Source organism: Paenibacillus herberti, from assembly GCF_002233675.1.
Lineage (GTDB): Bacteria > Bacillota > Bacilli > Paenibacillales > Paenibacillaceae > Paenibacillus_O > Paenibacillus_O herberti.
Map to the genome: position 1 here is coordinate 175,153 of NZ_NMUQ01000001.1, position 26,058 is coordinate 201,210.

A 26,058-nucleotide genomic window follows, 5' to 3' on the forward strand; every position below is an offset into this window, starting at 1 on the left:
CCGTAACGACTAACACCTGCCGGTACAGGCAATACTATCCGGTATGGGTCTTTTATTCCGGCAAGCTTGAGAGGAGCGGTTGAGCATGACATTAAGTTTATTTTTGATGTTGGTGCAGGTATTTTTCGCGGTCGTAATCGGGGTTTACTTTTGGAATATGCTGCGCAGCCAGCGCACGAACAAGTCGGCTGTAGACAAGGAATCCCGCAAGGAAATGGACAAGCTGCGTAAGCTCCGTTCCATCTCCCTGACTAAGCCGCTTGCGGAGAAAACTCGCCCGCAGTCGATGCAGGACATCGTCGGCCAGCGTGATGGGCTGCGCGCGATGAAAGCTGCACTATGCAGCGCCAATCCGCAGCATGTTATCGTTTATGGACCTCCAGGTGTCGGCAAAACCGCTGCGGCCCGCGTTGTGCTTGAGGAAGCTAAGAAAAATCCGACTTCGCCATTTCTGGCCGAAGCCAAATTCACAGAAATTGACGCTACGACAGCCCGCTTTGACGAGCGTGGCATCGCCGATCCGCTGATCGGCTCGGTTCATGATCCAATTTATCAAGGTGCGGGAGCAATGGGTGTGGCAGGTATTCCCCAGCCTAAGCCCGGAGCGGTGACCAAGGCTCATGGCGGCATGCTGTTTATTGACGAGATTGGGGAATTACACCCCATCCAGATGAATAAATTGTTAAAAGTGCTGGAGGATCGCAAAGTATTTCTCGAGAGTGCCTACTATCACTCCGAGGACCCCAACATTCCGATGTATATTCATGACATTTTCCAAAACGGGCTCCCGGCAGATTTCCGTCTTGTTGGAGCGACGACGCGTTCACCACAGGAGCTTCCGCCTGCTCTGCGGTCGCGTTGTATGGAAATTTACTTCCGGCCGTTGCTGCCCGAAGAAGTTTCGGAAATTGCCGTCAATGCCGTCAAAAAGATCGGCTTTTCCCCTTGCCCGGAGGCGGTCGGTGTCGTGAAGCGTTATGCCACGAATGGACGCGAGGCCGTCAACATTATCCAACTCGCAGCCGGTCTTGCCTTGTCTGAGAAACGCGAAACGATCAGTGCCGCCGACATTGAGTGGGTTGTAAACAGCAGTCAGATTCCACCGCGCCCAGACCGCAAGGTCCCAGCTGCGCCACAGGTTGGTTTCGTCAACGGTCTCGCTGTGTATGGCCCGAACATGGGTACGCTGCTGGAGATTGAAGTCAGTGCTATTCCAACCGCATCTGGCAAAGGCAACTTCACTATCACCGGTGTTGTGGACGAGGAGGAGCTCGGAGGTGGTCAGCGCACGCTGCGCCGTAAGAGCATGGCCAAGGGTTCGGTCGAAAATGTCATCACCATGCTCCGCCGCGCCGGCCTACGTCCGCATGACTACGATCTCCACATCAATTTCCCTGGAGGCACGCCAATTGACGGGCCATCCGCTGGTGTGGCAATGGCGACAGCAATTACCTCGGCTATCCGCGGCATCCCCGTCGAGCATACCATTGCTATGACAGGCGAGGTTGGCATTCACGGCAACGTCAAGCCGGTTGGGGGCGTACTTGCTAAGGTAGAGGCAGCTTTTCAGGCTGGCGCACTTACCGTGTACATTCCAAAAGACAATTGGCAGGTTATCTTTGCCGATCTGAACGGGCTGAAAGTCATCGCCGTCGATCGAGTTGAGGAGATCTTCAACGATCTTTTTCCAGGAGAAAGTCGGCGGGACGAGGCGCAGGAGCTATCGCCTATTGCAGATCTGTTCCTGACCCCGCAAGTACCCTATTTGCAGGCGGATTCCCGAGAATGATACAATAGGAAGACTATCTTAAGGTGGGAGGTATTGGCATGGGACCTGCCAAAGGAAGAGGCCGTCGATTGCCGCTGCTCCCTCTGCGGGGACTTCTGGTTTACCCCAGCATGGTGCTTCATCTCGACGTGGGAAGGGAAAAATCCGTCAAGGCGCTTGATCGGGCAATGCTCGATGATCATATGATTTTGTTATGCTCCCAATCCGAAGTCAACATTGAGGAGCCGAACGAGGAAGATATCTATCGCATCGGCACGATTGCCAAGGTGCGGCAGATGCTCAAGCTGCCCAACGGCACGATTCGCGTACTAGTTGAGGGAGTGACTCGGGCGGAGATTCAGGACTACCTGCCGCAAGAAGACTTCTACGAGGTATCCGTTCGCGAGCTGCCGGAAGAAGAATCGACCGATCCGGAGATCGATGCGCTGATGCGTACGGTACTCAATCAGTTCGAGCATTACATCACACTTTCCAAAAAGGTTACACCAGAGACGCATGCCGCTGTCTCCGACATCGATGAGCCGGGTCGGCTCGCCGATGTCATCACCAGTCATTTATCGCTCAAGATCAAGGACAAACAGGAAATTCTAGAGACGGTGGATGTACGCGCCCGACTGGAAAAACTGCTCGATCTGCTCGGTAACGAGCGCGAAGTGCTGGAGCTTGAGCGCAAGATCAGTCAACGCGTCAAGAAGCAGATGGAGAAAACACAGAAGGAATACTATCTGCGCGAACAGATGAAAGCCATCCAGAAGGAGCTTGGCGATCGTGAAGGCCGCGCCGGAGAAGTGGAGGAGCTTCGCTCCCAGCTTGAAAGCGCACAGTTGCCTGAGAAGGTGAACGAGAAAGTTCTCAAGGAGATTGACCGTCTGGAAAAGATGCCGGCGTCCTCAGCCGAGGGCGGCGTCATTCGCAATTATATCGATTGGTTGTTATCGCTTCCATGGGGCAAAAAGACAGAAGACCATCTGGATCTCGCCAAAGCCGAAGAGGTTCTGGAAGGGGATCATTACGGTCTGGAAAAACCGAAAGAGCGGGTGCTGGAATATTTGGCCGTTCAGCAGCTCGTCCAGAAGCTGAAGGGGCCGATTCTATGTCTCGTCGGACCGCCAGGTGTCGGTAAAACATCGCTGGCTCGCTCCATCGGCAAATCGCTTGGCCGTGAATTCGTCCGCATCTCGCTCGGCGGCGTTCGTGACGAAGCCGAAATTCGCGGTCATCGGCGCACCTATGTAGGCGCGATGCCTGGGCGGATCATTCAAGGCATGAAAACGGCCGGTTCTATGAACCCAGTTTTCCTGCTTGATGAGATTGATAAGATGGCTTCAGACTTCCGCGGTGATCCCGCATCGGCGCTTTTGGAGGTGCTGGATCCAGAGCAGAACAATAGCTTCAGCGACCATTTCATCGAGACGCCGTTTGACCTCAGCTCCGTTATGTTCGTCACGACGGCCAATGCGCTGCACAATATTCCGCGTCCGCTGCTCGACCGGATGGAAGTGTTATACATCCCTGGGTATACGGAGCTGGAGAAGGAACAGATCGCCCGTCGCTACTTGCTGCCGAAGCAGAAGCGCGAGCATGGCCTGCGGGAAGATCAACTGGAGCTGCAACCAGAAGCGCTGCTCGCACTTATCCGGGAGTATACCCGCGAGTCTGGTGTGCGGAACCTCGAGCAGCAGGTAGCTTCGATTTGTCGGAAGGCGGCCAAGCGACTTGTGTCCAATCCGGACAGTGAAGTGCTTACGGTAGATCTGCCGCAACTCAAGGAATGGCTCGGCCCGGCCAAGTTCCGTTACGGCCTTGCTGAAGCAGAGGATCAGATCGGCGCTGTGACCGGTCTCGCGTGGACCGAGGTTGGCGGAGATACGCTCGTTATCGAGGTAACCGTGCTTCCTGGCACCGGCAAGCTGACGCTTACCGGCAAGCTTGGTGATGTTATGAAGGAATCTGCACAGGCGGCGTTCAGCTACACCCGTTCTCGCGCAGCGGAGCTTGGTCTTGATCCCCAGTTCCATGAGAAAAACGATATTCACATCCATATACCGGAAGGGGCAATCCCGAAGGATGGCCCTTCTGCTGGCATCACGATGGCCACTGCACTGATCTCGGCGCTGACTGGCCGTAAGGTGAGCAAAATAGTGGCAATGACCGGAGAGATTACGCTGCGCGGTAGAGTGTTACCAATCGGCGGTCTCAAAGAGAAGTCGCTGGCCGCGCATCGCGCTGGCATCCGCAAGGTTTTGCTCCCGGCTGACAACGAGCGGGATCTGCGGGACATTCCGGACAGCGTGCGGGGTGACATGGAGTTCGTGCCTGTTGCTCATATGGATGAGGTACTCAGCCATGCGCTGTTGCCGAAAGAAACACCAGCTGAGGCCAGTGGCGCCGAAGCGACCGAAGAGAAAGCAGGGACACCAATTTTATGAAAATTATGAATGCTGAATTCATCATCAGTGCGGTTGAGCCGCATCAATATCCTAGCGACGCCTTGCCAGAGATTGCTCTGGCAGGGCGTTCCAATGTAGGCAAGTCCTCTTTGATCAACAAACTTATTTTGCGTAAAAATCTGGCGCGGACAAGCTCCCAGCCCGGAAAAACCCAGCAGCTCAACTATTACCGCGTCAATGAAGCGCTCTATTTTGTCGACTTCCCTGGTTACGGTTACGCCAAAGTATCCAAAACCGAGCGCGAAGCCTGGGGCAAAATGATCGAGCGCTACTTGCAGAACCGGGATGAACTTAAGCTGGTGCTGCTTATTATCGATATCCGGCATGATCCATCTAAAGATGATATTTTGATGTACCAGTGGCTCAAACATTATGATATTCCACTATGCATCGTATGTACCAAAGCGGACAAGATTCCAAGGAGCAAATGGGACAAGCACAAGAAGGCTGTCCGAACAACACTCGGAGCCGATGCGCGCGACCTGTTTGTTTTGTTCTCCTCCGATACGGGTATGGGAAGAGAAGAGCTTTGGAATATACTTGCCGAATCTGCTGAAATAGCTAAAGAAGAGCCGCAAGTGAGGCCGGAATCGTAAGGAAACTGCATCCTATCTCCTTCCAATCGCGGCTGGCAGCGGAAAATTCTGAAATACGGCGGATTATAAGGGTCGGCAGGCAGGAAACAATGATCTAAATCACGTATAATGGAAGCAAGCAAGTTTTCAAAACAAAGAATTGAGGAGATTTTTATGGCTCAGCGGATAGCCACAGAGTATGTAAACGCCAAACTGCAATTGACCCGTGAAGAGATGACCCGTTTTTACCGTTTTATCAAGGAGCAGCAAGTGCGCTTTAGCGTCATGGTGCTTGATAACGGCAGCCAAGAGGCGGTTCTCGAAGACAGCGCAGGGAGGGAAAAAGTCCGCTTTGTATTCCAACAAGAGGATGATCGCTTTATATGCCAATGGTCCTGCCGAATTACGCAGCCAGCACTAACCAACGTCATGCGCAAAGTTGTTTCGGTATTCAAGGGCGATGCGGTTGTCAACAGAATCTACAGCCATTATACGATGATTTATCATTATCAGGCCGGTGCCGTGCAGCGCATCGTGGAGCAGACTGCCAATGGAGACCGCCTTGTGTTCCAGTTCAAGGACACTCTGGGCGAGCTGGAGCGGACCTTCCGCATGAAATCGGTGGAAGGCGAAATCGAGTGGTTGAAGAGAGCCGTCAACCGGCTGTTGGATCAACGACTGGCTGCTTCTACGGAGCAAGCTAAACAGGAAGTCGATCAACAGCTAGCGGAGTTATCCAACCAACTGTTCGCCTTGGAAGCTTAAGCCCGCTGCAAACTTAATTAGCCTAATTGATTTAATCATTGAACCGCCTCTTCGGAGGCGGTTTCTTTCATAATTAGGAGCGTGGTGCTCGCTGCAACTGGGATTTGTGAAAAATGCTGATCAACTGGGCCGAGGCGCCGCCCAATTTACCGAAAAAAAGGTTGCAATTAAGTGGTATAGATGTTATTTTTAATTTCGTTGAAAAAAACCCAATATAGGAACCAGGATTCACTCAGGACATGGATATGTTGCGAGAGAGAGTTATCCCTCGGGAAGTGAATGACGTAGGTCCTAGCGGATGAAATTTCTAATTCATTTTATTCCTAGGAAGGGGGAACCGGAAGATGGAATACTCAACTTTCGGAAGACATGTTGCGGTTGATGCTTGGGGAGTAGATTTCGAACTCATTAACAATGCAGAGTTTCTGCAAGCCCACATGGTAGAGGCTGCAGAAGCATGCGGCGCATCTGTACTCTCAGTTCAAGCCCAGCAATTCGAGCCACAAGGCGCAACGGTACTGGTGCTCTTGTCAGAGAGTCATCTCTCGATTCACACGTATCCAGAAAGAGGCTTTGCCGCACTTGATTGTTACACCTGCGGCGAGACGGTGGATCCGCAGCTGGCGATTGACTATATGCTCGCTGTTCTCAAACCTAAAACGACTCACGCCAAGAAGCTTATCCGCGGCATGGGAGAGCTTCAGGTAGTAGAACCGGAAATGAAAGCAACTGAACTGGTTTAATAGCCGGGACTCTGTACAAATAACCATGGAACGTTCCATGGTTATTTTTTTTAGCCTGTGACAAATTCCAACTGTGGAATAGAAAGCCAACACGGGGTCAACACTATTTCATAGACCATACATGAAGGCTGTCCAGCAAGGAAAAGGCCTTCAACAATCCGTCATAAATCGCTTAAATCGGGCTTATCGAACTATGCTATACTAGTGAACGAACCTTTTGTACGCGTTTTTTTGTTTGGAATTTTCTTGTGGAAGGCGGTGATGTCACATGCATATTGTTGTGGTCGGTCTCAATTATCGGACATCTCCAGTTGAGGTGCGCGAAAACTTCGCGATCTCGGACGAGGAACTGCCGCGCGCAGTAGAAGCGCTCAAGGCGACCCCAAGCATTCTTGAATGTGTCATCGTCGCGACCTGCAACCGAACGGAAATTTATGCGGTCGTTGACCGGCATCAACTTTGCGCCCACCATATCCGCACGTTCATGGAGCAGTGGTTCCGTTTGCCACGGCAGGAATTTACAAATCATTTATATATGTACGAAGACGATCAGGCCATCGAGCATCTATTCCGCGTTACAAGCGGTCTGGACTCTATGGTTATCGGTGAGACTCAGATTCTGGGGCAGGTGCGCAGTGCATGGCTGCTTTCCCAGCAGAAGCGGGCCACCGGTACGATTTTCAACATGCTGTTCAAACAGGCGGTTACGCTCGCCAAAACAGCTCACTCCGAAACGTCGATCGGCGAGTCCGCCGTGTCGGTGAGTTATGCGGCAGTTGAGCTTGGCAAGCGTATTTTCGGCCAGTTCAATCGCAAGACGGTTATGATTATCGGCGCGGGCAAGATGAGCGAACTTACCGCCAAGCATCTGTATGCAAACGGTGCTGACCGAGTGCTCGTCGTCAATCGAACCTTTGAGCGAGCTTCGGAACTAGCTGAGAAGTTCAACGGCATTCCATGCTCGATGGAAGAGGCGGAGCGTAAGCTGCATGAGGCTGATATTATTATCAGCTCTACGGGGGCTTCTGGTTATGTACTACGTCGCGATCAGGTCGCTGCCGCTATGCAGCGCCGCCGCTCGCGGCCGATGTTCATGATCGATATCGCAGTTCCGCGCGATCTGGATCCGGCAATCGCTTCGGTAGATAATGTGTTTCTTTATGATATTGACGACCTGGAGGGAATTGTGGAAATGAATCTGGAGCATCGCCGCCAGGAGGCGGAGAAGATAGAAACCATGATTGCTTCCACGCTGGACGAGTTCCACCAGTGGTACCGCACGCTTGGTGTCGTACCGCTTATCCGTTCCCTCCAGGAGAAGGCGGATGATATTCACCGCCAGACGATGGACAGTTTATCCAAAAAGCTGCCTGGCTTGGATGAGCGGGAGCTCAAGGTGATTCAAAAGCTGACCAAGAGCATGCTGAATCAAATGGTTCAAGATCCGATCCACGGCATCAAAGAGCTTGCAGGTGAGAAAAAAGCGGACGAGGCAATGGAATTATTCGCTAAGCTGTTTGACCTGCAGGAGCAGCCCTCGGAGCCAAAAGGCGCAGCCAAAGGGGAGACTCTATCTGCCAAACCTGGCAGCGTACAACCTCTAGCCAAGTCTACTCTGGCGGTCGCAGCTCCTTAAGTATTATCGACCGCACCCGAGGTCCAGCCCTGCATCTTTATCGGACAGGAGGGCGCCATGGATACCACATATTGGTTATATGATATGATTTTGTATATATACGCCCTGGGCCTTCTGTTTTACTTCTCTGACTTCGTGGATGCGAACCGGAGAGCGAAGCGGATGGGTGCAGGGCTGCTTGTGTTCGTATGGATGCTGCAGACAGGCTTTGTATTGAGTCGGATCTGGGGACATATGGACATGTCGCTATTTTCGCGATTTGAATATTGGCTAGGTGTGTCTTGGCTGCTGCTTACCGCATCTCTAGTCATAAGCCGCTTTTTCCGGATCGAATTTATCGTTTTCCTCGTCAATCTGATCGGTTTCAGCGTTCTCGCGCTCAATCTGTTCAGCAATCCGAACTCTGAAATTCCGCTCGAGCCGTGGAAGCTGGCCCAAGAGCTGCTTATTTTACATATCAGCCTTGTGCTTTGTTCCTTCGCGGTGTTGGCGATCGCGGCCGTATTTTCCGGTATGTACCTGTTTCTCCACAGCAGGCTTAAGTCTCGCAAATGGAGCCGCTCTATGGCCAGGCTGCCGAGTCTAGACCAGCTTGATCGCTTTTCCTATCGGCTGGTGCTGATTGGTGTGCCGCTGCTAGCCCTGTCCTTATCCGTTGCTGTTTCCTCAGTCATTGTGGAAGATCGCTTAAATTATCTGCTCGACTGGAAAGTAATCACTTCTTTCGGAGCATTGATCATGTACGGATTTTATCTGTTCAAAAGAGTAGTCCAGCACAAGCCGGGCATGGAGGCAGCGCGCTGGAATCTGATCTGCTTCGCGCTTCTCGTTTTGAATACGTTGATTAATCCGGCTTCGAATTTTCATCGCTGGTCCTGATGCTTGTGCTAGGAGGTCGCCTTGATGAATGGTTATCCCGTGGTGCTTCGCTTAAAGGGCAGGCGCTGCTTGATTGCGGGTGGAGGGCCGATTGCCGAGCGCAAGGCGCTGGGCTTGCTGGACGGAGGAGCGGATCAATTGACCGTTATCAGTCCATCTTTCACACCGCAGCTATTGCAGCTGGCTAATGAGGGGCGGCTTGAGCTAATCCAGAGAGAGTACCAATCCGGAGACGCTGGAGGCCAATTCCTGATCATTGCCGCTACAGGAGATATGGCTATTAATGGGCAAATTGGGCTTGAGGCGGAGGAAGCAAGCGCGCTGTTCAACGATGCTTCGAACGCAGAGCTCAGTGCTTTTGCCACCTCGGCTGCAGTCCGACAAGGCAACCTGCTCCTGTCGGTTAACACAGGAGGCGAGGCTCCGGCGCTCTCGGCCGTGCTGCGCGAGGAGCTGGCGCAGCTTTACGGCAGTTCGCGGTACGCGGAAGCGGCTGCCCTGCTGGGCGAGCTGCGCCGTTTGCTCGCCGCCGAGGAACGGCCGGCGGCCGAGCGTCGAGAGAGGCTTCGCCTCGAGGCACAGCGCCTGGCCCACTGGGCTGCCGCTGATCGGCAGCGTTCCGCAGAGCGGACGGATCGCTTATGAGGGATTATTTTAAACCGGCTAAGGAAGGCTTGGATGAATAGAAGTTCTCATAACTAGGAGGGAGCGACAACATGGGGCATAATTCGACGGGTGGGCGCGTGATCGTTGTCGGCACACGCCAAAGCGCACTTGCGCTTACTCAGACCGGTCATGTCATCGATGCGCTTAAGCAGCTATGCCAGCATCATGGTTTCAGCCATACGTTCGAGATCCGCAAAATTGTCACCAAGGGAGATCGGATTCTCGATGTGACTTTGTCCAAGGTAGGCGGCAAAGGCCTGTTCGTCAAGGAAATTGAGCAGGCGCTGCTAGACGGAGAGATCGATTTGGCTGTGCACAGCATGAAAGACATGCCTTCCGAGCTACCGGATGGTCTGCTGAATGGCGCGGTGCCAAAACGCGAGGATCCACGGGACTGCCTTATTACTCGTAACGGCGGCGGAATCGAAGACTTGCCGAGAGGGGCTTCGGTTGGGACGAGCAGTCTGCGGCGGGCGAGCCAGCTCAAGGCTTATCGGCCAGACTTGGAAATCCGCTCGATTCGCGGCAATATCGATTCTCGCATACGCAAGCTGGAGACGGAAGGGCTGGATGCTATCGTTTTGGCAACTGCAGGCCTGAAGCGGATGGGCTGGGAGGAGCGGATCAGCTCTCCGGTTGGTGTCGATATTTGTATTCCTGCTGTTGGGCAGGGAGCGCTCGGTATCGAATGTCGCGAGGGTGATGCTGAAGTTCGTGCGCTGCTGGCGTTGCTCAACGATTCGGATACGGAGCAAACGGTTGCGGCCGAGCGGACGTTTCTCGCAGCGCTCAACGGAGGCTGCCAGATTCCGATCGGCGCTTATGCGGTCATTACCGACCGAGATACAAACGGCCTGACATTCATGCTGACGGGCATGGTAGGATCGCCGGATGGTAGTACCATTCTTAAGGAGATCCGCAGCGGACGGGATCCGCAGCAGTTGGGCCTGGAAGTAGCGCAAGCGCTGCGCGACCAAGGAGCAGACCGCATTTTAGCGGATATCGGAGGCTAACATGTCGAAGGGGATTGTTTATTTAGTGGGCGCGGGGCCGGGAGACCCTAAGCTCATTACTGTACGCGGCATGGAGCTGCTCTCCCGCAGCGATGTAATCGTTTATGACCGGTTAGCAAGCCCTAGATTGCTGCGCAAGCTGAAGCCAGGCGCGGAGAAAATCTATGTGGGCAAGCTGCCGGACCGCCACACCATGAAACAAGAAGAGATCAATCAGCTGCTCGTGGATCTTGCTCTGCAAGGCAAAACGGTCACCCGCCTCAAAGGTGGCGATCCCACCATATTCGGCCGTGTTGGTGAGGAAGCGGGTTTGCTTGCCGAGCATGACATTCCGTTTGAGATCGTACCGGGTATAACTTCGGCGATCGCTGTTCCGGCGTATGCTGGCATGCCGGTGACTCATCGCGACCATGCCTCTTCTTTTTCCGTCATTACGGGACATGAGAGCCCTGACAAGCTTGACCAGGTCATCGATTGGGACAAGGTGACGAATGCGACTGGAACACTGCTGTTCTTGATGGGCGTCGCCAAAATTGGCCACATAAGCGGTCAGCTCATCAAACATGGCCGCCCTCAAGAGACGCCGGTGGCGCTAGTACGCTGGGGGACGAGGCCGGAGCAGCAGACGTTGACCGGGACGCTCGGTGACATCGCAGAGAAGGTGGAGGCGGCAGGTTTCATGCCGCCGGCTGTGATCATCGTCGGCGAAGTCGTCAAACAGCGGGAAATGCTGCAATGGTATGAGCGCAAGCCGCTTTTTGGATGCAGAGTGTTAGTTACTCGCTCACGTGATCAGGCCAGTACGCTTTCGGATCTGATCGAAGAGATGGGCGGCGAGCCCTGCGAGTACCCGGTGATTGAAACGAGAGCTTGCCCCGATGACTCCCTGTCTGCCGTAATGGAAGCTGCCCCTTCTTATGACTGGATGTTTTTCACCAGCGTTAACGGAGTGGAGTATTTCTTCCACCAGTTAGCGGAAGCGGGCTATGATATTCGTCGTTTCCATCGGGCCCGGATTGCAGCAGTCGGACCCAAAACGAGAGATGCGCTACAGGCGCGCGGCCTTCAAGCCGAGACGCTGCCCGGCTCATTCCAGGCGGAGGGCATGCTGGAGCATCTGGCGCCGCTGCTCTTGCCGGGACAGCGCGCGCTGTTTGTACGAGGCGCGCTGGCGCGTGATACGCTGCTGCAGGATTTCGAGCAGCGCGGTATGGAAGCCGATACTTTGACGGTGTATGATACGCTGCTCCCCGAGCAGCAGGACGAGTACGCGCTGGAATGCATTCGCGAAGGGCGCGTTCAAGCCATCACCTTTACGAGTTCGTCGACGGTGACCAATCTGCTGGAGATGTTGCGGCGCGCAGGCGAGCATGATCCTCTGCGATTGCTTATCGGTTGCGAGATTGCCTGCATCGGACCCATTACCGCGCGGACTGCCCGCGAGGCAGGCTTGGAGCCGACCGTGCTCTCACAGGAGGCGACGATGGAATCGCTCGCCGCCGCGTTGGCGGAGCGGATGGCACTTCGCCGGTTGGAACAGCAGACCGACCGGCCATTAACGATTTAGTCCGCGTGAACGGCGGCGGCCACTTGCCGCCGTCGTTTTCATTAGGCTATCTAAGATGAACAAGAGAAGCGAACACTACTCCGTTCCTGCAAGCGCCAATCGGCGCTTAGCCTGATATTTTGACAAGGAGGCTGTACCCATGACTTATCCTCTCGTACGTCACCGCCGTCTGCGCCGCACATCCGTGCTGCGCTCCATGGTGCGGGAAACGATTCTGACAGCAAGCGACTTCATCTATCCGGTCTATGTTACCCATGGCGAGAACAAGGTGGAGGAAATCTCCTCTATGCCAGGTGTATACCGTTATACGTTGGACCATCTAGAGGCGGAAATCCGCGACATCGTCGCTCACGGTATTCCGTCTATCATGCTGTTCGGCATTCCGGAGCATAAGGACGAGGTTGGAACGTCGGCCTATGACAGCAACGGAATCGTGCAGCAAGCGACGCGCCGGATTAAGGAATGGGCGCCGGAGTTGATCGTTATGGCTGACACCTGTCTTTGCCAATTCACGGACCATGGCCATTGCGGAGTTGTAAAAAAGAACGAGCATACAGGAGAAGCCCAGGTGGACAATGATCCATCGCTTGAGCTGCTTGTCCGCACTGCGGTGTCCCAGGCCCAGGCTGGCGCTGATGTGATCGCTCCTTCCAACATGATGGACGGTTTTGTCACTGGCATCCGTGCCGGGCTGGATGAAGCGGGCTACAGTGAAATTCCGATTCTGTCCTATTCGGTCAAATATGCGTCTGCCTATTACGGTCCTTTCCGCGAGGCGGCGAATTCCGCTCCTCAATATGGAGACCGCAAGTCATACCAGATGGACCCGGCTAACTTCCGGGAGGCGCTGCGCGAAGCGGAATCTGATGTGGCCGAAGGTGCGGACATGCTGATGGTCAAGCCGGCGCTCGCTTATTTGGACGTCGTGCGTGCCTTGAAGGAAAACTTCGATCTTCCGCTTGTTGCCTATAACGTCAGCGGAGAATACGCGATGGTCAAGGCGGCTGCTGCGAACGGCTGGGTTGATGAGCGCAAAATTGTGCTGGAAACGCTGCTCGGCATGAAGCGTGCTGGAGCGGATCTGATCATAACGTACCACGCCAAGGATGCGGCGCGGTGGCTGCGGGAGGTGCAGAACGGATGAGCGAGCAGGAGCAAGCAAGGAACGAAGCCGTTTTTGGGCGGAAGGATGATACGCGGTCTAGGGCTGCTTTTGAGGAGGCCAAACGTTTCATTCCCGGCGGTGTGAACAGTCCGGTGCGCGCGTTCAAGTCGGTTGGGCTGACACCAGCCTATATGGAGCGCGGCGAGGGGCCGATTGTATACGACATCGATGGCAATAAGTATATCGACTATATCGGCTCTTGGGGGCCGCTCATTCTCGGGCATGCTCATCCAGAAGTGGTCGAGGCGATCAAGCGCGTAGCCGAAAAAGGAACCAGCTTCGGCGCGCCGACGCTGATCGAGACTGAAATGGCCAAGCTCGTCTGCGAGCGTGTGCCTTCCTGCGACATCGTGCGCATGGTCAATAGCGGCACGGAAGCGACGATGAGCGCGCTGCGACTTGCGCGTGGGTATACGGGCCGCAGCAAGATTTTGAAATTCGAAGGCTCGTATCACGGCCATGCCGACAGCCTGCTCATTAAAGCGGGCTCCGGCGTAGCCACGCTTGGCTTGCCGGACAGCCCAGGCGTGCCGGAGACGGTCGCTGCGCATACGATTACGGTTCCTTATAATGATCTGGAGTCGGTGGAGCTGGCATTCGAGAAGTTCGGCGAGCAAATTGCCTGCATCATCGTTGAGCCAATCGCCGGCAATATGGGTGTCGTGCCGCCGCTGCCTGGCTTCTTGCAAGGACTGCGCGACGTGACTACGCAGTATGGCAGCCTTTTGATTTTTGATGAAGTGATGACTGGCTTCCGTGTTCACTACAACTGCGCGCAAGGGTTGTATGACATTACACCGGATTTGACCTGCCTCGGTAAAGTTATCGGCGGTGGGCTTCCGGTCGGAGCCTACGGCGGACGCCGCGATATTATGGAGCGTATGGCTCCAGCGGGACCGATTTATCAGGCGGGTACGCTTTCGGGCAATCCGCTGGCGATGACGGCGGGTTATACAACCCTCAGCCTGCTGACTCCAGAGACATATGAGCTGCTGGAGCGCCTCTCCGTGCGCTTGCAGGCAGGTTTTGAGGATAATGCACGTGAGCTTGGCATTCCGGTTACGATCAACCGTGTTGGTTCCATGGTATGTCCGTTCTTCAGCGAGACGCATGTGATCAATTTTGATACGGCTCAGCTTAGCGATCTCGGTCGGTTCCGCGCTTATTTTGGCTCCATGCTCCAGCTTGGAGTGAGCATTGCTCCTTCGCAATATGAGGGTATGTTCGTGTCAGCGGCACATACGCCAGAGCTGATTGACCGTACGATCGAGGCGAACCGCGAAGCGCTGAGACGACTGTAGCCGCATGGCGACCGTTAATGTGTTGAATATGGAGGGAGCGTGCCGCCGGGGTGAATGGCTGCATGTTCCGCTTCTCCCGGATGCGGAGGCTATTGGGCTTAGACCAGGACTTCATGCGCATGAGGTCAGGCTGCGGCTGCTGGAGCTCGGTATATGGCCTGCAAAATGGCTCGGAGCTCTGCTCTCCACCGGCGGTATTCGGTGGGGAGGGGAGCCGGGGGAAGAGCCGGCTCTGATGGTAAGGATTTTTCCGGCGGCCGATGCGGCCGCCGATCCTTTGTTGCGCCGCGCCCGCGCCCTGCTGGCGGGGAACGGCGGTAGCTATGCAACGGCATGGCCGGAGGTGCTGTACGAGGACGACTGGTGCCTCGTACTGAGCAAGCCGGCCGGCTTGCCGGTGCATGGTAGTGGAGCTCCTCCCGGGCATGGATCGGGAGGGATTAGCGGTGCGCCGGCTGGAGCGCGGCGCGAAGGTTTTGCCCCCGCCGCCGCTGGGAAGCGGCGGGTTGGCGCTGGGGATGCGGCGCTCGCGCCGGCAACGCTGGACGAGGCCGCGGCTTGCCTTTGCTTGGCGGCAGGAGATCCGTTGCTGGTCCGGCATGTGCATCGGCTCGACGATGATACCTCCGGGCCGGTTCTTTACACGAAGAACGACCTGGCTCAGCAGGTGCTCGATGCGGCGATGCGGGACAAAACGATCGGTAGGATTTACTGGGCGGCCGTGCAAGGCGTTCCACGCCCCTCTTCAGGCGTCATCAACGCTGATATCGGCCGCGACCGGCATCACCCGTCGCGCCGCCGCGTTTCCCCGGGTGGCGATCACGCTGTCACCCGCTACCAAGTGCTGGATGCATGGGGAAAAGCGGCACTGGTCGAGTTAGAACTGGAAACAGGGCGCACGCATCAAATTCGCGTTCATATGAGCCATGCCGGCCACCCGTTGATCGGCGACGCTCTTTACGGCGGCTCGACGCAGCTGTTGCAGCGTCAGGCGCTGCATGGAAGGCGGCTGGAGTTCCGCCACCCGTGGAGCGGGCTGGCGATAGCCGTCGATTGCCCTCTACCAACTGATATGGCCCAACTGCTCCAGCACCTGAGTGGCTCGCGTGGATAGCCCCACTTGGCCCGAATGTCCTTGAGAAACAATGATGCCCAAAAAGACAGTTTAACCCTGTCTTTTGGGCATCTTTTTTTGTTTTCAGTGACACTGTCATCCCGGTCTCTTGCGGCTTATATGGCAAAGTAGTCATGTCCCCCGCATCCCAGCCATATAGATGGTAGGGAGTAAACCTATTTGCCCAAGCATTAGCAAGGGAAGGGAGGCTTTAGCGTGAGCGAACAATCGCAAGGGCTGCGCTTTGACGTTTATGAGCGCGTGCATTTGCCAGAAGAAGTCGCTGGAATTGAGGAGCTGGAAGAGATTGAGCTTGTCCCCCGCATCCAGGTCATCCAGCAGGGGGAGCAGGCCATTCTGCGGGGCCAGCTGCTGCTCAGCGGCGTGTATCGGACTGCGGATCGTGCGGAGGCTGCGCAATCGATGGAGCATCAGATTCCGGTCGAAATTACGCTTCCAATGAACCGCATTGAGAGTCTGGAGGATATTTCGGTTGAGATCGACAACTTTGATGTTGATCTGCTATCCTCCCGTACACTCAATATTACAGGAGTGCTTTCGCTGACTGGCATCCGTGTCGAGGCTGTAGACGAGGAAACGGCACAGTGGCAGGAGGAGCCTTATACGGTTGTTCATCGCCAAGAGGCTCAGCCTCAAGCGACCGGTGACATCTCCACGTTCCGTTACTTGGAGCTTGATCAGGAGGATGAGGAGGAGCAGTCGGCATTCAGAGTAGAAGAAGCTGAAACCGAAGCTGAAACTCAAACTGAAACTGAAACTCAAACTCAAACTCAAACTGAAGTCAACGCCGAGGCTCCCTCCTCGTTTCCCACGTTCGAGACAGCATACGAATATCGTGCTGCACCTTCCTCGACTTTTGAGGAGCAGATCGATCCGATGGAAGCGGCACAGAATCAGCCCTATGATTATGCGGCGGGTTGGACGCAGCTAGGATCAGTCCGTGCGGAGGCGGATGAGGACGGGCAGGATAGCTTTCCGGCTGCTGTACCTTCGTATTTAGCGCCGTTGCAGCCGCTTGAAAATACGGGGGAAGCCCAGTTAGATCGCGATCGTGCCTTCTCCTCCCTCGTCGGTATGGCTGGCAGCAGTTCTACGGTTGAGGCGATAGAGGCACAGGAGGAAGAGGCGGAGGCGGCAGCAGTACTCTATGGACGCCCGCAAGGCTCGCAGGAGCCAGAAGCTACCCAGCGGCCAGAAGCTGTCCAACAGCCAGAAGCTATCCAGCGGATAGAAGCTACCCAGAGGACAGAAGCTATCCAGCGGATAAAAGCTACCCAGAGGACAGAAGCTGTCCAGCAGCCAGAAACCATCCAACAGCCAGAAGCTGTCCAGCGGCCAGAAGCTGTCGAGGCGGGGGCTCGACAGCCAGAGGCACTGCACCGGCCGGAGGCCACATCAGGAGAGGCAGATTCCAGCGCCACCTTCGCGGCAGCACTGCAGGAAGCATCCGAGCCTCAGCAGGAGCCGGAACAGCAGGAAAAGCAGGAGCTGCGTATAGCCGTTGGCTCCAAGCGCAGCCCGGCACCGGCTGTAACGGAGAACGGCGACGGATTGACCTCGCTCATCGGCACGAGCCGCCGCGAAAGGGAGCAGCGCCAGGCTGCTGAACGTACTCGCCAACAGCAGGAAGCGCAAACTGCCGCTCCGGTGGAAGATGTTGAATGGCAATCGATGTTCCTTGGAAGGGCCAGCGAGGAGAACTCTTTCCGTAAGGTCAGGATGTGCATTGTGCAGCGGGAGGAGACGCTTGAGCTCATTGCGGACCGTTATCAGCTTCAAACGAGGGAGATCGCTCTCCATAACCGTTTGGCCGACGGGAGCATCTCTGAAGGTCAAGTGCTTTATATCCCTTGACGTCAGCAGGCCGTAATTATGTTGGATGCGGAAGCTTGAATCCGCAGTACATGTCATAAGGCACACCCAGGCGCCTGCTGTCCCAGGCCCGGCTGATTTTATACACGCCCCCCGGTTCATCGGAGGGGCGTTTTTTCTATTAGAAAATGAAGAGACTAGGGCAATTGCTAGTGTCATTTCTTTATAGAATCTCATCTACTGAATGAAAGGAGGCGGCTATCAATGAGTATTTATCTGATTTTGTTCATCTTGCTGGTTATCGTGATTTGTACCTTTGGGCCTTTTGATCGTGTACCGGATCAGCAGTCAACTTCCATCGCATCAACCAAGGGATTCGACGTTATCAACGAAACAAGCAACTTAACTTTAATTGCTACATCCATTTCAGGAAGATTCCAATCTTCCTTTCCTCCTCTGGTCAATATACCTGCGGGAGGAAGGGATCATTTCGAAGTAATACGAGAAGCTTTTTCCAGAAACTCAGCCTTCGTCAGCTACAATGCTGTCCATGCAGACAACAGGCGAGTAGGGACAATTGACATTGAGTTCGTATCCTATAACCTTATTTCCGGCGGAATCTTTGCTACGCTAATTGGACCGATATCCTATTCGAAAAATTTCTCAGGAACCGCTATATATATCGCTAATAAAGATTTATAAAAAACGAATCTTTGGTTAGGGCTCTATCAGCGGCCAGAACCATCATGCCGCAAATCGCCCGACTGACGGCGAGTGTCAATCGTCATTGGATGGATGCCGGCGGGTTTACGTGGCGACATAGAGCCCGCCTTTTTTGTGTCTTGCTTTACGGTCCGGGTAGGTTTCTCCGTTTCTTAAGCTTCAATGCCTCATGGTGATGCCATAAGAAGTTGTAGGACAAGCCCGGTTAAGTTGACTCAGACGCGGAACAACGGTAAACTAGAACTGATTATTTGCCAACATTCTCTCAAACAACGAGGATGGGGAAGAGTGCTTCTGGCGCCTACAGAGAGCAGACCGTATTCGCTGGAAAGTCTGCAGGCCGCATAAGTCGCACAGGTCGCCCCGGAGTTGCGCTGGTCATTCCTCTTTTGCGTTTATCACGCATGGGGACAGCCATTGCCGGCAGCAGCCGTTATCATGCGCCAAAGTGCCGCCCCGGACTCCGTCCGCGTGCGGAACAAAGGTGGTACCGCGGAAGCTTTAGCCTTTCGTCCTTTGCTATACAAGGGACGGAAGGCTTTTTTGTAGGCAAAGGGGTCGATTTGCGGGCAAATTTCTCAACTTAATTATCTATCTATTATCGATCTATGTTAGATCTATCCCATCTCACAAACGAGGGTGAATATGCCAATGTCAGAGCAGCAGCATACGACGACCGAAATGCCAACAACCTACGATCCCCGCAGCGCCGAGCAGAAAAGCACGGATCTGTGGAATAAAGGAGGCTTTTTCAAAGCCGGACGTCTTCCGGAAGCGAAGCCTTACACGATCGTCATCCCGCCGCCGAACGTAACGGGCATGCTCCATATCGGACATGCGCTGGACTTTACGCTGCAGGATATTATGATTCGCACGAAGCGCATGCAGGGCTTCGACGCCCTGTGGCTGCCTGGCACCGATCATGCGGGCATCGCGACTCAGACACGAGTGGAACAGAAGCTGCGCGAGAGCGGCGTGACCCGTCATGACCTTGGACGCGAGAAGTTCCTGGAGCAAGTATGGGAATGGAAGGACATGTATGCCAATACGATTCGCAGCCAATGGGGCAAAATAGGCCTCTCGCTGGATTACTCCCGTGAACGTTTTACACTCGACGAGGGTTTGTCCACAGCGGTTCGTGAAGTATTCGTCCGCCTGTACGAAAAAGGTCTGATCTATCGCGGCGCGAAAATCATCAACTGGGACCCTGCGGCGCGCACGGCGCTTTCGGATATCGAGGTAGAACATAAGGAAGTTAACGGCCATCTGTACCATCTCCAGTATCCGCTTGCGGATGGCAGCGGCCATGTGACGGTTGCGACTACCCGTCCGGAAACGATGCTCGGCGATACCGCCGTTGCCGTTCATCCTGAAGACGAGCGCTATAGTGCCCTTATCGGCAAAATGCTCGTGCTGCCGGTTATCGGCCGCGAAATTCCAATCATCGCTGACGAGTACGTCGAGAAGGACTTCGGCTCCGGTGCGGTCAAAATCACTCCTGCGCATGATCCTAACGACTTCGAAGTTGGTCAGCGCCACGATTTGCCGCAAATTATCGTCATGGACGAAAGTGGCGTCATGAACGATGAAGCCGGCCCGTATAAAGGAATGGATCGTGCCGATGCGCGCAAAAAGCTCGTTGCCGATCTCAATGAGAGCGGTGTACTCGTTAACATCGAGGATCATGTGCATCAAGTCGGACATAGCGAGCGCAGCGGTGCTGTTGTAGAACCGTACTTGTCGACACAGTGGTTCGTGGCGATGAAGCCGCTCGCCGACCGTGCGATCAAAGATCAGAAGTCCGGAGAAGGCGTAAACTTTGTGCCCGATCGTTTCGAAAAAACGTACCTCAACTGGATCGAGAACGTACGCGACTGGTGTATTTCCCGCCAGCTGTGGTGGGGTCATCGCATTCCGGCCTGGTACTGTGACGCTTGCGGCACGATTCATGTAGCCCGCGAGGATATGGAGTCCTGCCCGGATTGCAGCGGCGAGCTGCGTCAGGACAACGACGTACTGGACACTTGGTTCAGCTCTGCTCTCTGGCCATTTTCCACGCTTGGCTGGCCGGATGTGGAAAGTGAAGACTTCAAACGCTACTATCCGAACGACTTACTCGTCACAGGATATGACATCATCTACTTCTGGGTGGCGCGCATGATCTTTACCGGACTTGAGTTTACGGACCAAATTCCGTTCAAGGATGTGCTCATGCACGGTTTGGTCCGCGACGCCAATGGCCTGAAGATGTCTAAGTCGCTCGGCAACGGCGTTGATCCGCTCGACATCATCGAGCAGTACGGAGCGGACGCGATGCGCTTCATGCTTTCCACGGGCAGCACGCCGGGGCAAGATTTGCGCTTCCGTCTTGAAAAAGTTGAACAGGCACGTAACTTTGCTAACAAGATTTGGAACGCTTCGCGTTTCGCGCTCATGAACTTGGAAGGCTTCAGCTATGAGGATATCGACATTACCGTTAAGCTCGGCACGGCCGATCGCTGGATTTTGCATCGTCTCAATGAGACGGCCCGTGATGTGACGCGTCTGATCGACACCTACGATTTTGGTGAAACCGGTCGTCTGCTTTATAACTTCATTTGGGACGATCTATGCGATTGGTACATTGAGGTTGCTAAGCTGAATCTGTACGGCGGTGATGCCGAGTCCAAAAAAGCGACGCAATCGGTGCTCGCCTATGTGCTTGACCGCACACAGCGCCTGATCCATCCGTTCATGCCGTTCATCAGTGAAGAAATCTGGCAGCATCTGCCGCATGAAGGCGAGAGCATCTCGATCGCGGCCTGGCCGCAGTTCGATGCCGCTCTGGAAGCTCCGGATGCAGTACGTGAGATGGAGCTGCTGATGAGCACGATCCGTTCGGTTCGTAATATCCGCGCAGAGGTTAACGTGCCGATGAGCAAAAAAATCGAGCTGCAAATCAAGCCGTCCGGCTCGGAGCAGCTGGCGATTTTACAGGCGAATGAAGAGCTGCTGCGCCGCTTTGCTGGCACATCCTCGCTTGTCATCGATCCGGCGCTGGCCGCTCCTGATAAGGCGATGACGGCTATCGTAACCGGCGCGGAGCTGTACCTGCCGCTGGCAGGGCTGATCGACATCGAGCAGGAAATTGCTCGTTTGAACAAAGAAGCCGGCGTGCTGCGCTCCGAAGTTGAACGAGTCGACAAAAAGCTGTCCAACGAGGGCTTTGTTGCCAAAGCTCCTGCCAAAGTCATCGAAGAAGAAAAAGCTAAACAGGCGGACTACCAGGCTAAGCTGGACAAGGTGCTGGCCCGGATTGAGGAGTTGCGGGGCTAATGAATATAGCAGCCAATAACGATAATCGGTCCGCTGTTCCAGGCGGACTGGCAACTTACGGGGAAGCAAGGGACTGGATCGAAAGCCTCATCAGCTTCGGCGTCCGTCCAGGCATGGAACGCATCCAACTGCTAATGGAACGGCTCGGCCATCCAGAGCGGCGACTGCGCTTCATCCATGTTGCCGGTACGAACGGCAAAGGCTCGGTCTGTGCTTATCTGACCGAAACGCTCGTGCGCGGCGGCTACGACACGGGGACATTCACGTCCCCGTTCATTACCAAGTTCACGAACCGTTTCCGTTATAACGGACAGGATATCGATGAGGATACGCTGCTCCGGCTGTCCAACGAGTTGAAACCGCTCGTGGATGAAATTGCCGCGACGGAGCTTGGCTCTCCAACGATGTTCGAGGTGTCGACGGCGCTGGCGATCTTGTATTTTGCCAAAGTGACTTATCCCGACTATGTTGTCTGGGAGACGGGAATGGGCGGGCGTCTGGATGTGACCAATATCGTCACGCCGGTCCTCTCTATTATCACAAACGTTGGGCATGACCATATGGATATGCTGGGTGACTCCATCACTGCAATCGCGCGCGAAAAAGCGGGCATCATTAAGCCCGGCGTTCCAGTTGTCAGTACAGTGGAAGATCCTGAGGCGCTTGAGATCATTCGCGAGGCGGCGCATCTCTCGAAGTCTACGCTTTATCAGCTCGGCGAGCAGTTTAGTGAAACGCTGATTGAGGCTTCGGAGTCCAAGCAAAGCTTTACCTTCAAGGGAATGTTCAGTGAGATCAACTCTCTTTCCTTGAGTCTTGGCGGAGCGCATCAGCGCAAAAACGCCGCAGCTGCCGTCATGGCGCTGGAAGTGCTGCGCCAGTACAACGCGCTGCTCATCGACGATGAGCAATTGCAGGACGGACTCCTGTTGGCACAGTGGCCGGGACGCCTGGAGATGGTGCGGCAAGAGCCGCGGCTGCTGCTCGACGGGGCGCATAATCCCGAAGGAGCCGAGTCGCTGGCAACTGCCCTGCGGGAGGTTTATACCCATGATCGGCTCCATGTCATGATCGGAATGCTGGAGAATAAGAATCACCGTGACGTACTTCGGCATATACTCCCTATAGTGGATACTTTTGTTGTTACACAGCCAGCATTCCGCAAGGCGAAGTCTGCTTCTGCCTTGGCTGAGCTGGCTCGAGAAATGTCCGAGGAACTGGGCGTATCGCCCGAAATCATTACGGAGCCTGATTGGAAAGAGGCGCTTCGCCGCTTGGAGCAGGCTGCCGCCCCCGGAGACCTGCCGGTTGTAACCGGCACGCTTTATCTTATTGCCGATGTCCGCGCTTATGTGCTTGGGCTGCCGGAATCTGAAAAAGGTTGGTGACCGTCATGACGACGACAGCAGAACATGTTCATTTTATCGGAATAGGCGGCTACGGCATGAGCGCGATCGCGCGCGTCATGCTTGAGCTCGGTTACAAAGTGACGGGCTCAGACGTTGCGCGAGCAGAGCTTACAGAGAAGCTTGTTAAAAAAGGCGCGGAAATCCATATTGGCCATGACGCTAAATATGTCAATGGTGCCGATCTGGTCGTATACAGCACGGCTCTACCTAGGGATAACGTTGAGCGCCGTGCGGCGGAAGAATTGAAAATCCCGGTGTTGCATCGCTCCCAGATGCTGGCTCGTTTGATGAATGCCGGCAAGGGTGTAGCCGTTGCAGGCGCCCACGGCAAAACGACGACCTCCTCCATGATCGCGCTTGTTATGGAAAGCTGCGGTGCGGACCCGACTTATATTATCGGCGGAGAGATCGTCAATGTCGGCACAAACGCCAAGGCTGGAAAAGGCGAATATGTGGTAGCCGAGGCGGATGAGAGCGACGGTTCGTTCTTGCATTATCATCCTGCCATCGCGGTTGTGACGAATATCGAGCCGGATCATCTGGAGAACTACGACGGCAACTTTGAAAACTTGAAGTCCGCCTATGTTCAGTTCCTCTCCCAGGTGAAAGAAGACGGTCGCGCTGTAGTATGTATTGATGATCCGATCGTTCAGGAGTTGCTGCCGCGCGCGGCGAGTGCACTGCCTGCGGAGCGGCTTCTCACCTATGGCATCGACAACGACATTGCGGAATTCAGTGCCTCCAACCTCGTACTTGGTGATCGCAAAGTAACCTTCACCCTGTCGCGCTCCGGCCAGGAACTTGGCATCGTGCAGCTGTCTGTACCGGGTCGCCATAACGTCTATAATGCGATAGCAACGCTCATCACCTGCATGGAGGCCGGCATTCCATTCGGCTCTGCGGCTGCTGCGATCAAAGAGTTTATCGGAGCGAAGCGCCGTTTCCAGGTTCTTGGCGATGTGAATGAAATTCTTGTTATCGACGATTATGCGCATCATCCCACCGAGATTCAGGCGACGATCAGCGCCGCTAAGGCGACCGGTAAGCGCATTGTGGCTGTGTTCCAGCCTCAGCGCTATACGCGCACCTTTTTCCTGCTTGAGCAGTTCAGTCGCGCCTTCAGCGAGGCGGATGAGGTCATCATTACCGACATCTTCTCCCCTGCTGGTGAAAAAGAGATCGAAGGCGTCAATTCCCGCCGCCTCGTAGAGATGATCTTGAAAAACAGCAATCCGAATACCTCCTATATCCCAACTAAGGAGGAAGTTCAGACGGAGCTGGCTACACGCATTGCTCCGGGTGACCTGGTTCTCACAATGGGAGCCGGTGACATTTGGAAAGTGGGCGACGGTCTAGCGAGTCTGCTGCGCGAGCGTCATGAGGGAGGCACGCCTTCCTGATCCGCTTTATAGAATAAAAGAACCGCCGCTTGAGGGCTTCTGGCCCGCAAGCGGCGGTTCTTTCGTTTGTCCGCTGGCCTCTCAACTCTCTTTTCCTATCTAGGTCATATATACTTCGCTAGTCTCATAGAGTAGATTATGATCCCAGTTAAACAAGGAGAGGAATAACGATGACTAAAGCCCGTGTAACGTACCGTCCCGATGGAAACGGCAAGTTGGTGCAGGAAGGAAGTACCAACTCTTCTCTGAATGTGAGGACTGCTGTCCAGGCATCTATGTCGGTTGGTCCGGCCGCCGGCAGCGGCGACCGGCATGCGGAAACGGAGCTGTCAGCGCTGCAGTTTACCGAGGAGTACAAGCCCTGGAGCAGTCCGTTTCAGGATTCGATAGATGAGCTGGAACTGCTGATCCGCGAAGAAAACGGGGGGAGCGCAGAGGCCGATCATAAGGAAGCCACCCCACAGGAAATGCGGCCGGACGGCATGTACGGAGATGCCAGCGACGAGGAAACGCGGTCCGTCGGCAAGTATGGGGAAGCGATTTACGAGGAAGCGCGGCAGATCGGCAAGTATGGAGAAGCAATCTATGACGATGCGCTGATGTATGCGGAAGAATACAACGAGGATGCATTGTATCTTCACAATTATAGCGAGGCCCAGCATGGAGAAGTTGAGCTTAACCCGCGGAAACATTCCCAGTCGGAGCTATGGGAGCCAGACCGAATTTCTCATAATGGGCCAATTCTGGAGCTTGAAGCAGCTCGTCCTGCCCGTCGCAGGGGCGCGATTCTTGCTTCCATTACAGGGAAATCAGGCGAGCGTAGCCAGGGTCCATCCTGGCTGATGGTACTGATTTCGGTAGTCGGCGCGATTGTTACAGGAGCGGTGTTCGGCTACTTTACGCTGACAATGTTCGCCGGTGGCAGTCTGATCTCTGGCAGCGATTCAGGAGCAAGCGTCAATATAGGTGGTGTACAGTCCGTAGAGGAGAATGGGTTAGCAACAGCTCCTGCATCGTCTGGTCCTGTCAAGCAGGGTACAGTTCAAGAGGCTAAGCCGGTTGCAGCAGCATGGCCGGCTCAGTCTTATCAACTGCTGCAATATGGCGTGTTCTCCTCCAAACCCAGCGCGGAAACAGCGGCTGCGGATCTGAAGGAAGCTGGGTTCGCCTCGGCGCTCGGTTATACAGGAGCTGATTACCGGGTGTATGCCGGGCTGGCAATCGACCAAAAAGGCGCAAAAGCTTTGCAGGATAAGCTCACTGGAGCTGAGGTGTACATCAAGGAAGTCAAGCTGCCAAGTGTAGCGCAGCTTATTTTCACAGGAAGTGCAGAGGCAGCCCGCAGCTTCGACGCTCGCAGCAGCGAGCTGATCCGCTCTTTGGAAGGTCTCTCGGCGGCGCAGCTTGTGTTGGATAAGCCAGCCCCGGTCGGGGCTCAGGCGATGTCGGCTTGGAACACCAAGCTTGAAGCTTGGCTCAAGGAGGCTTCAAGCTTCGGCGCCGGCGTTTCCGGCAAGGCAGAGAAGGCAGCAGCCGGTACGCTGGTGAAAGCTTTCGAGGGTGCATCGAAGGCGATGAACACTTATAACAAGGCGCCTTCCATGAACAAATTGTGGGCCGTTCAGAGTAAGTTGATCGAGGCAATGTTAGCTCAGCGAGAGCTGCGCCAGGCAGCGATTTCAGGCGCCAAGGGCTGAATCCGAATTATGGCGGCG

At 54.8% G+C, this 26,058-nt stretch carries 19 protein-coding genes; all 19 read left to right on the forward strand.

Annotated elements, in window-relative coordinates; genetic code table 11:
• The first annotated feature begins 85 nt into the window (after positions 1–85).
• The 19 genes from lonB to CGZ75_RS00970 all read left to right on the forward strand — a co-directional run bounded on the left by lonB (position 86) and on the right by CGZ75_RS00970 (position 26,040).
• Entirely contained in the window at positions 86–1,789 is a 1,704-nt protein-coding gene (gene lonB / locus CGZ75_RS00880) for an ATP-dependent protease LonB (protein ID WP_089522280.1), read from the forward strand.
• Positions 1,790–1,827: 38 nt separating this feature from the next.
• Positions 1,828–4,218 (forward strand): endopeptidase La, encoded by a 2,391-nt coding sequence (lon, locus tag CGZ75_RS00885; protein WP_089522282.1) that lies wholly within the window; start codon positions 1,828–1,830, stop codon positions 4,216–4,218.
• Positions 4,215–4,835, forward strand: a complete 621-nt coding sequence (gene yihA / locus CGZ75_RS00890) for a ribosome biogenesis GTP-binding protein YihA/YsxC (RefSeq protein WP_089522284.1) — start codon at positions 4,215–4,217, stop codon at positions 4,833–4,835. The genes lon and yihA overlap by 4 nt, the downstream gene beginning before the upstream one ends.
• Before the next feature lie 153 nt (positions 4,836–4,988).
• Complete coding sequence (locus CGZ75_RS00895; RefSeq protein ID WP_089522286.1) at positions 4,989–5,579, forward strand: non-ribosomal peptide synthetase module; 591 nt, start codon at positions 4,989–4,991, stop codon at positions 5,577–5,579.
• 344 nt (positions 5,580–5,923) lie between these two features.
• Complete coding sequence (gene speD / locus CGZ75_RS00900; protein WP_089522289.1) at positions 5,924–6,322, forward strand: adenosylmethionine decarboxylase; 399 nt, start codon at positions 5,924–5,926, stop codon at positions 6,320–6,322.
• Between the two features lie 268 nt (positions 6,323–6,590).
• Positions 6,591–7,958 (forward strand): glutamyl-tRNA reductase, encoded by a 1,368-nt coding sequence (gene hemA, locus CGZ75_RS00905; protein ID WP_089522291.1) that lies wholly within the window; start codon positions 6,591–6,593, stop codon positions 7,956–7,958.
• A 57-nt stretch (positions 7,959–8,015) separates the two neighbouring features.
• Positions 8,016–8,837, forward strand: coding sequence for a cytochrome C assembly family protein (locus CGZ75_RS00910; protein WP_089522292.1), 822 nt, complete (start codon positions 8,016–8,018; stop codon positions 8,835–8,837).
• A gap of 24 nt (positions 8,838–8,861) precedes the next feature.
• Positions 8,862–9,482, forward strand: coding sequence for a precorrin-2 dehydrogenase/sirohydrochlorin ferrochelatase family protein (locus tag CGZ75_RS00915; RefSeq protein ID WP_089522294.1), 621 nt, complete (start codon positions 8,862–8,864; stop codon positions 9,480–9,482).
• Positions 9,483–9,553: 71 nt separating this feature from the next.
• The gene (gene hemC, locus CGZ75_RS00920) at positions 9,554–10,516 is read left to right on the forward strand and encodes a hydroxymethylbilane synthase (protein WP_089522296.1); all 963 of its coding nucleotides are present in this window, start codon (positions 9,554–9,556) and stop codon (positions 10,514–10,516) included.
• 1 nt (position 10,517) lies between these two features.
• Positions 10,518–12,083, forward strand: a complete 1,566-nt coding sequence (gene cobA / locus CGZ75_RS00925; RefSeq protein ID WP_089522298.1) for a uroporphyrinogen-III C-methyltransferase — start codon at positions 10,518–10,520, stop codon at positions 12,081–12,083.
• A gap of 139 nt (positions 12,084–12,222) precedes the next feature.
• Positions 12,223–13,227: a porphobilinogen synthase gene (gene hemB, locus CGZ75_RS00930; protein WP_089522301.1), complete on the forward strand. Its 1,005-nt coding sequence runs from the start codon at positions 12,223–12,225 to the stop codon at positions 13,225–13,227.
• Positions 13,224–14,549: a glutamate-1-semialdehyde 2,1-aminomutase gene (hemL, locus tag CGZ75_RS00935; protein WP_089522303.1), complete on the forward strand. Its 1,326-nt coding sequence runs from the start codon at positions 13,224–13,226 to the stop codon at positions 14,547–14,549. Before hemB ends, hemL begins: the two co-directional genes overlap by 4 nt.
• A gap of 4 nt (positions 14,550–14,553) precedes the next feature.
• Positions 14,554–15,663, forward strand: coding sequence for an RluA family pseudouridine synthase (locus CGZ75_RS00940; protein ID WP_245850654.1), 1,110 nt, complete (start codon positions 14,554–14,556; stop codon positions 15,661–15,663).
• A gap of 216 nt (positions 15,664–15,879) precedes the next feature.
• Complete coding sequence (locus CGZ75_RS00945; RefSeq protein ID WP_089522305.1) at positions 15,880–17,538, forward strand: LysM peptidoglycan-binding domain-containing protein; 1,659 nt, start codon at positions 15,880–15,882, stop codon at positions 17,536–17,538.
• Between the two features lie 222 nt (positions 17,539–17,760).
• The gene (locus CGZ75_RS00950) at positions 17,761–18,198 is read left to right on the forward strand and encodes a hypothetical protein (RefSeq protein WP_089522307.1); all 438 of its coding nucleotides are present in this window, start codon (positions 17,761–17,763) and stop codon (positions 18,196–18,198) included.
• A gap of 672 nt (positions 18,199–18,870) precedes the next feature.
• Entirely contained in the window at positions 18,871–21,534 is a 2,664-nt protein-coding gene (locus CGZ75_RS00955) for a valine--tRNA ligase (RefSeq protein ID WP_089522309.1), read from the forward strand.
• A complete protein-coding gene (locus CGZ75_RS00960) occupies positions 21,534–22,922 on the forward strand; it encodes a bifunctional folylpolyglutamate synthase/dihydrofolate synthase (RefSeq protein WP_089522311.1) in 1,389 nt (462 codons plus the stop codon). Before CGZ75_RS00955 ends, CGZ75_RS00960 begins: the two co-directional genes overlap by 1 nt.
• Positions 22,923–22,927: 5 nt before the next feature.
• The gene (murC, locus tag CGZ75_RS00965) at positions 22,928–24,343 is read left to right on the forward strand and encodes a UDP-N-acetylmuramate--L-alanine ligase (protein ID WP_089522313.1); all 1,416 of its coding nucleotides are present in this window, start codon (positions 22,928–22,930) and stop codon (positions 24,341–24,343) included.
• Between the two features lie 170 nt (positions 24,344–24,513).
• Positions 24,514–26,040 (forward strand): SPOR domain-containing protein, encoded by a 1,527-nt coding sequence (locus tag CGZ75_RS00970; RefSeq protein ID WP_089522315.1) that lies wholly within the window; start codon positions 24,514–24,516, stop codon positions 26,038–26,040.
• Positions 26,041–26,058: the final 18 nt, after the last annotated feature.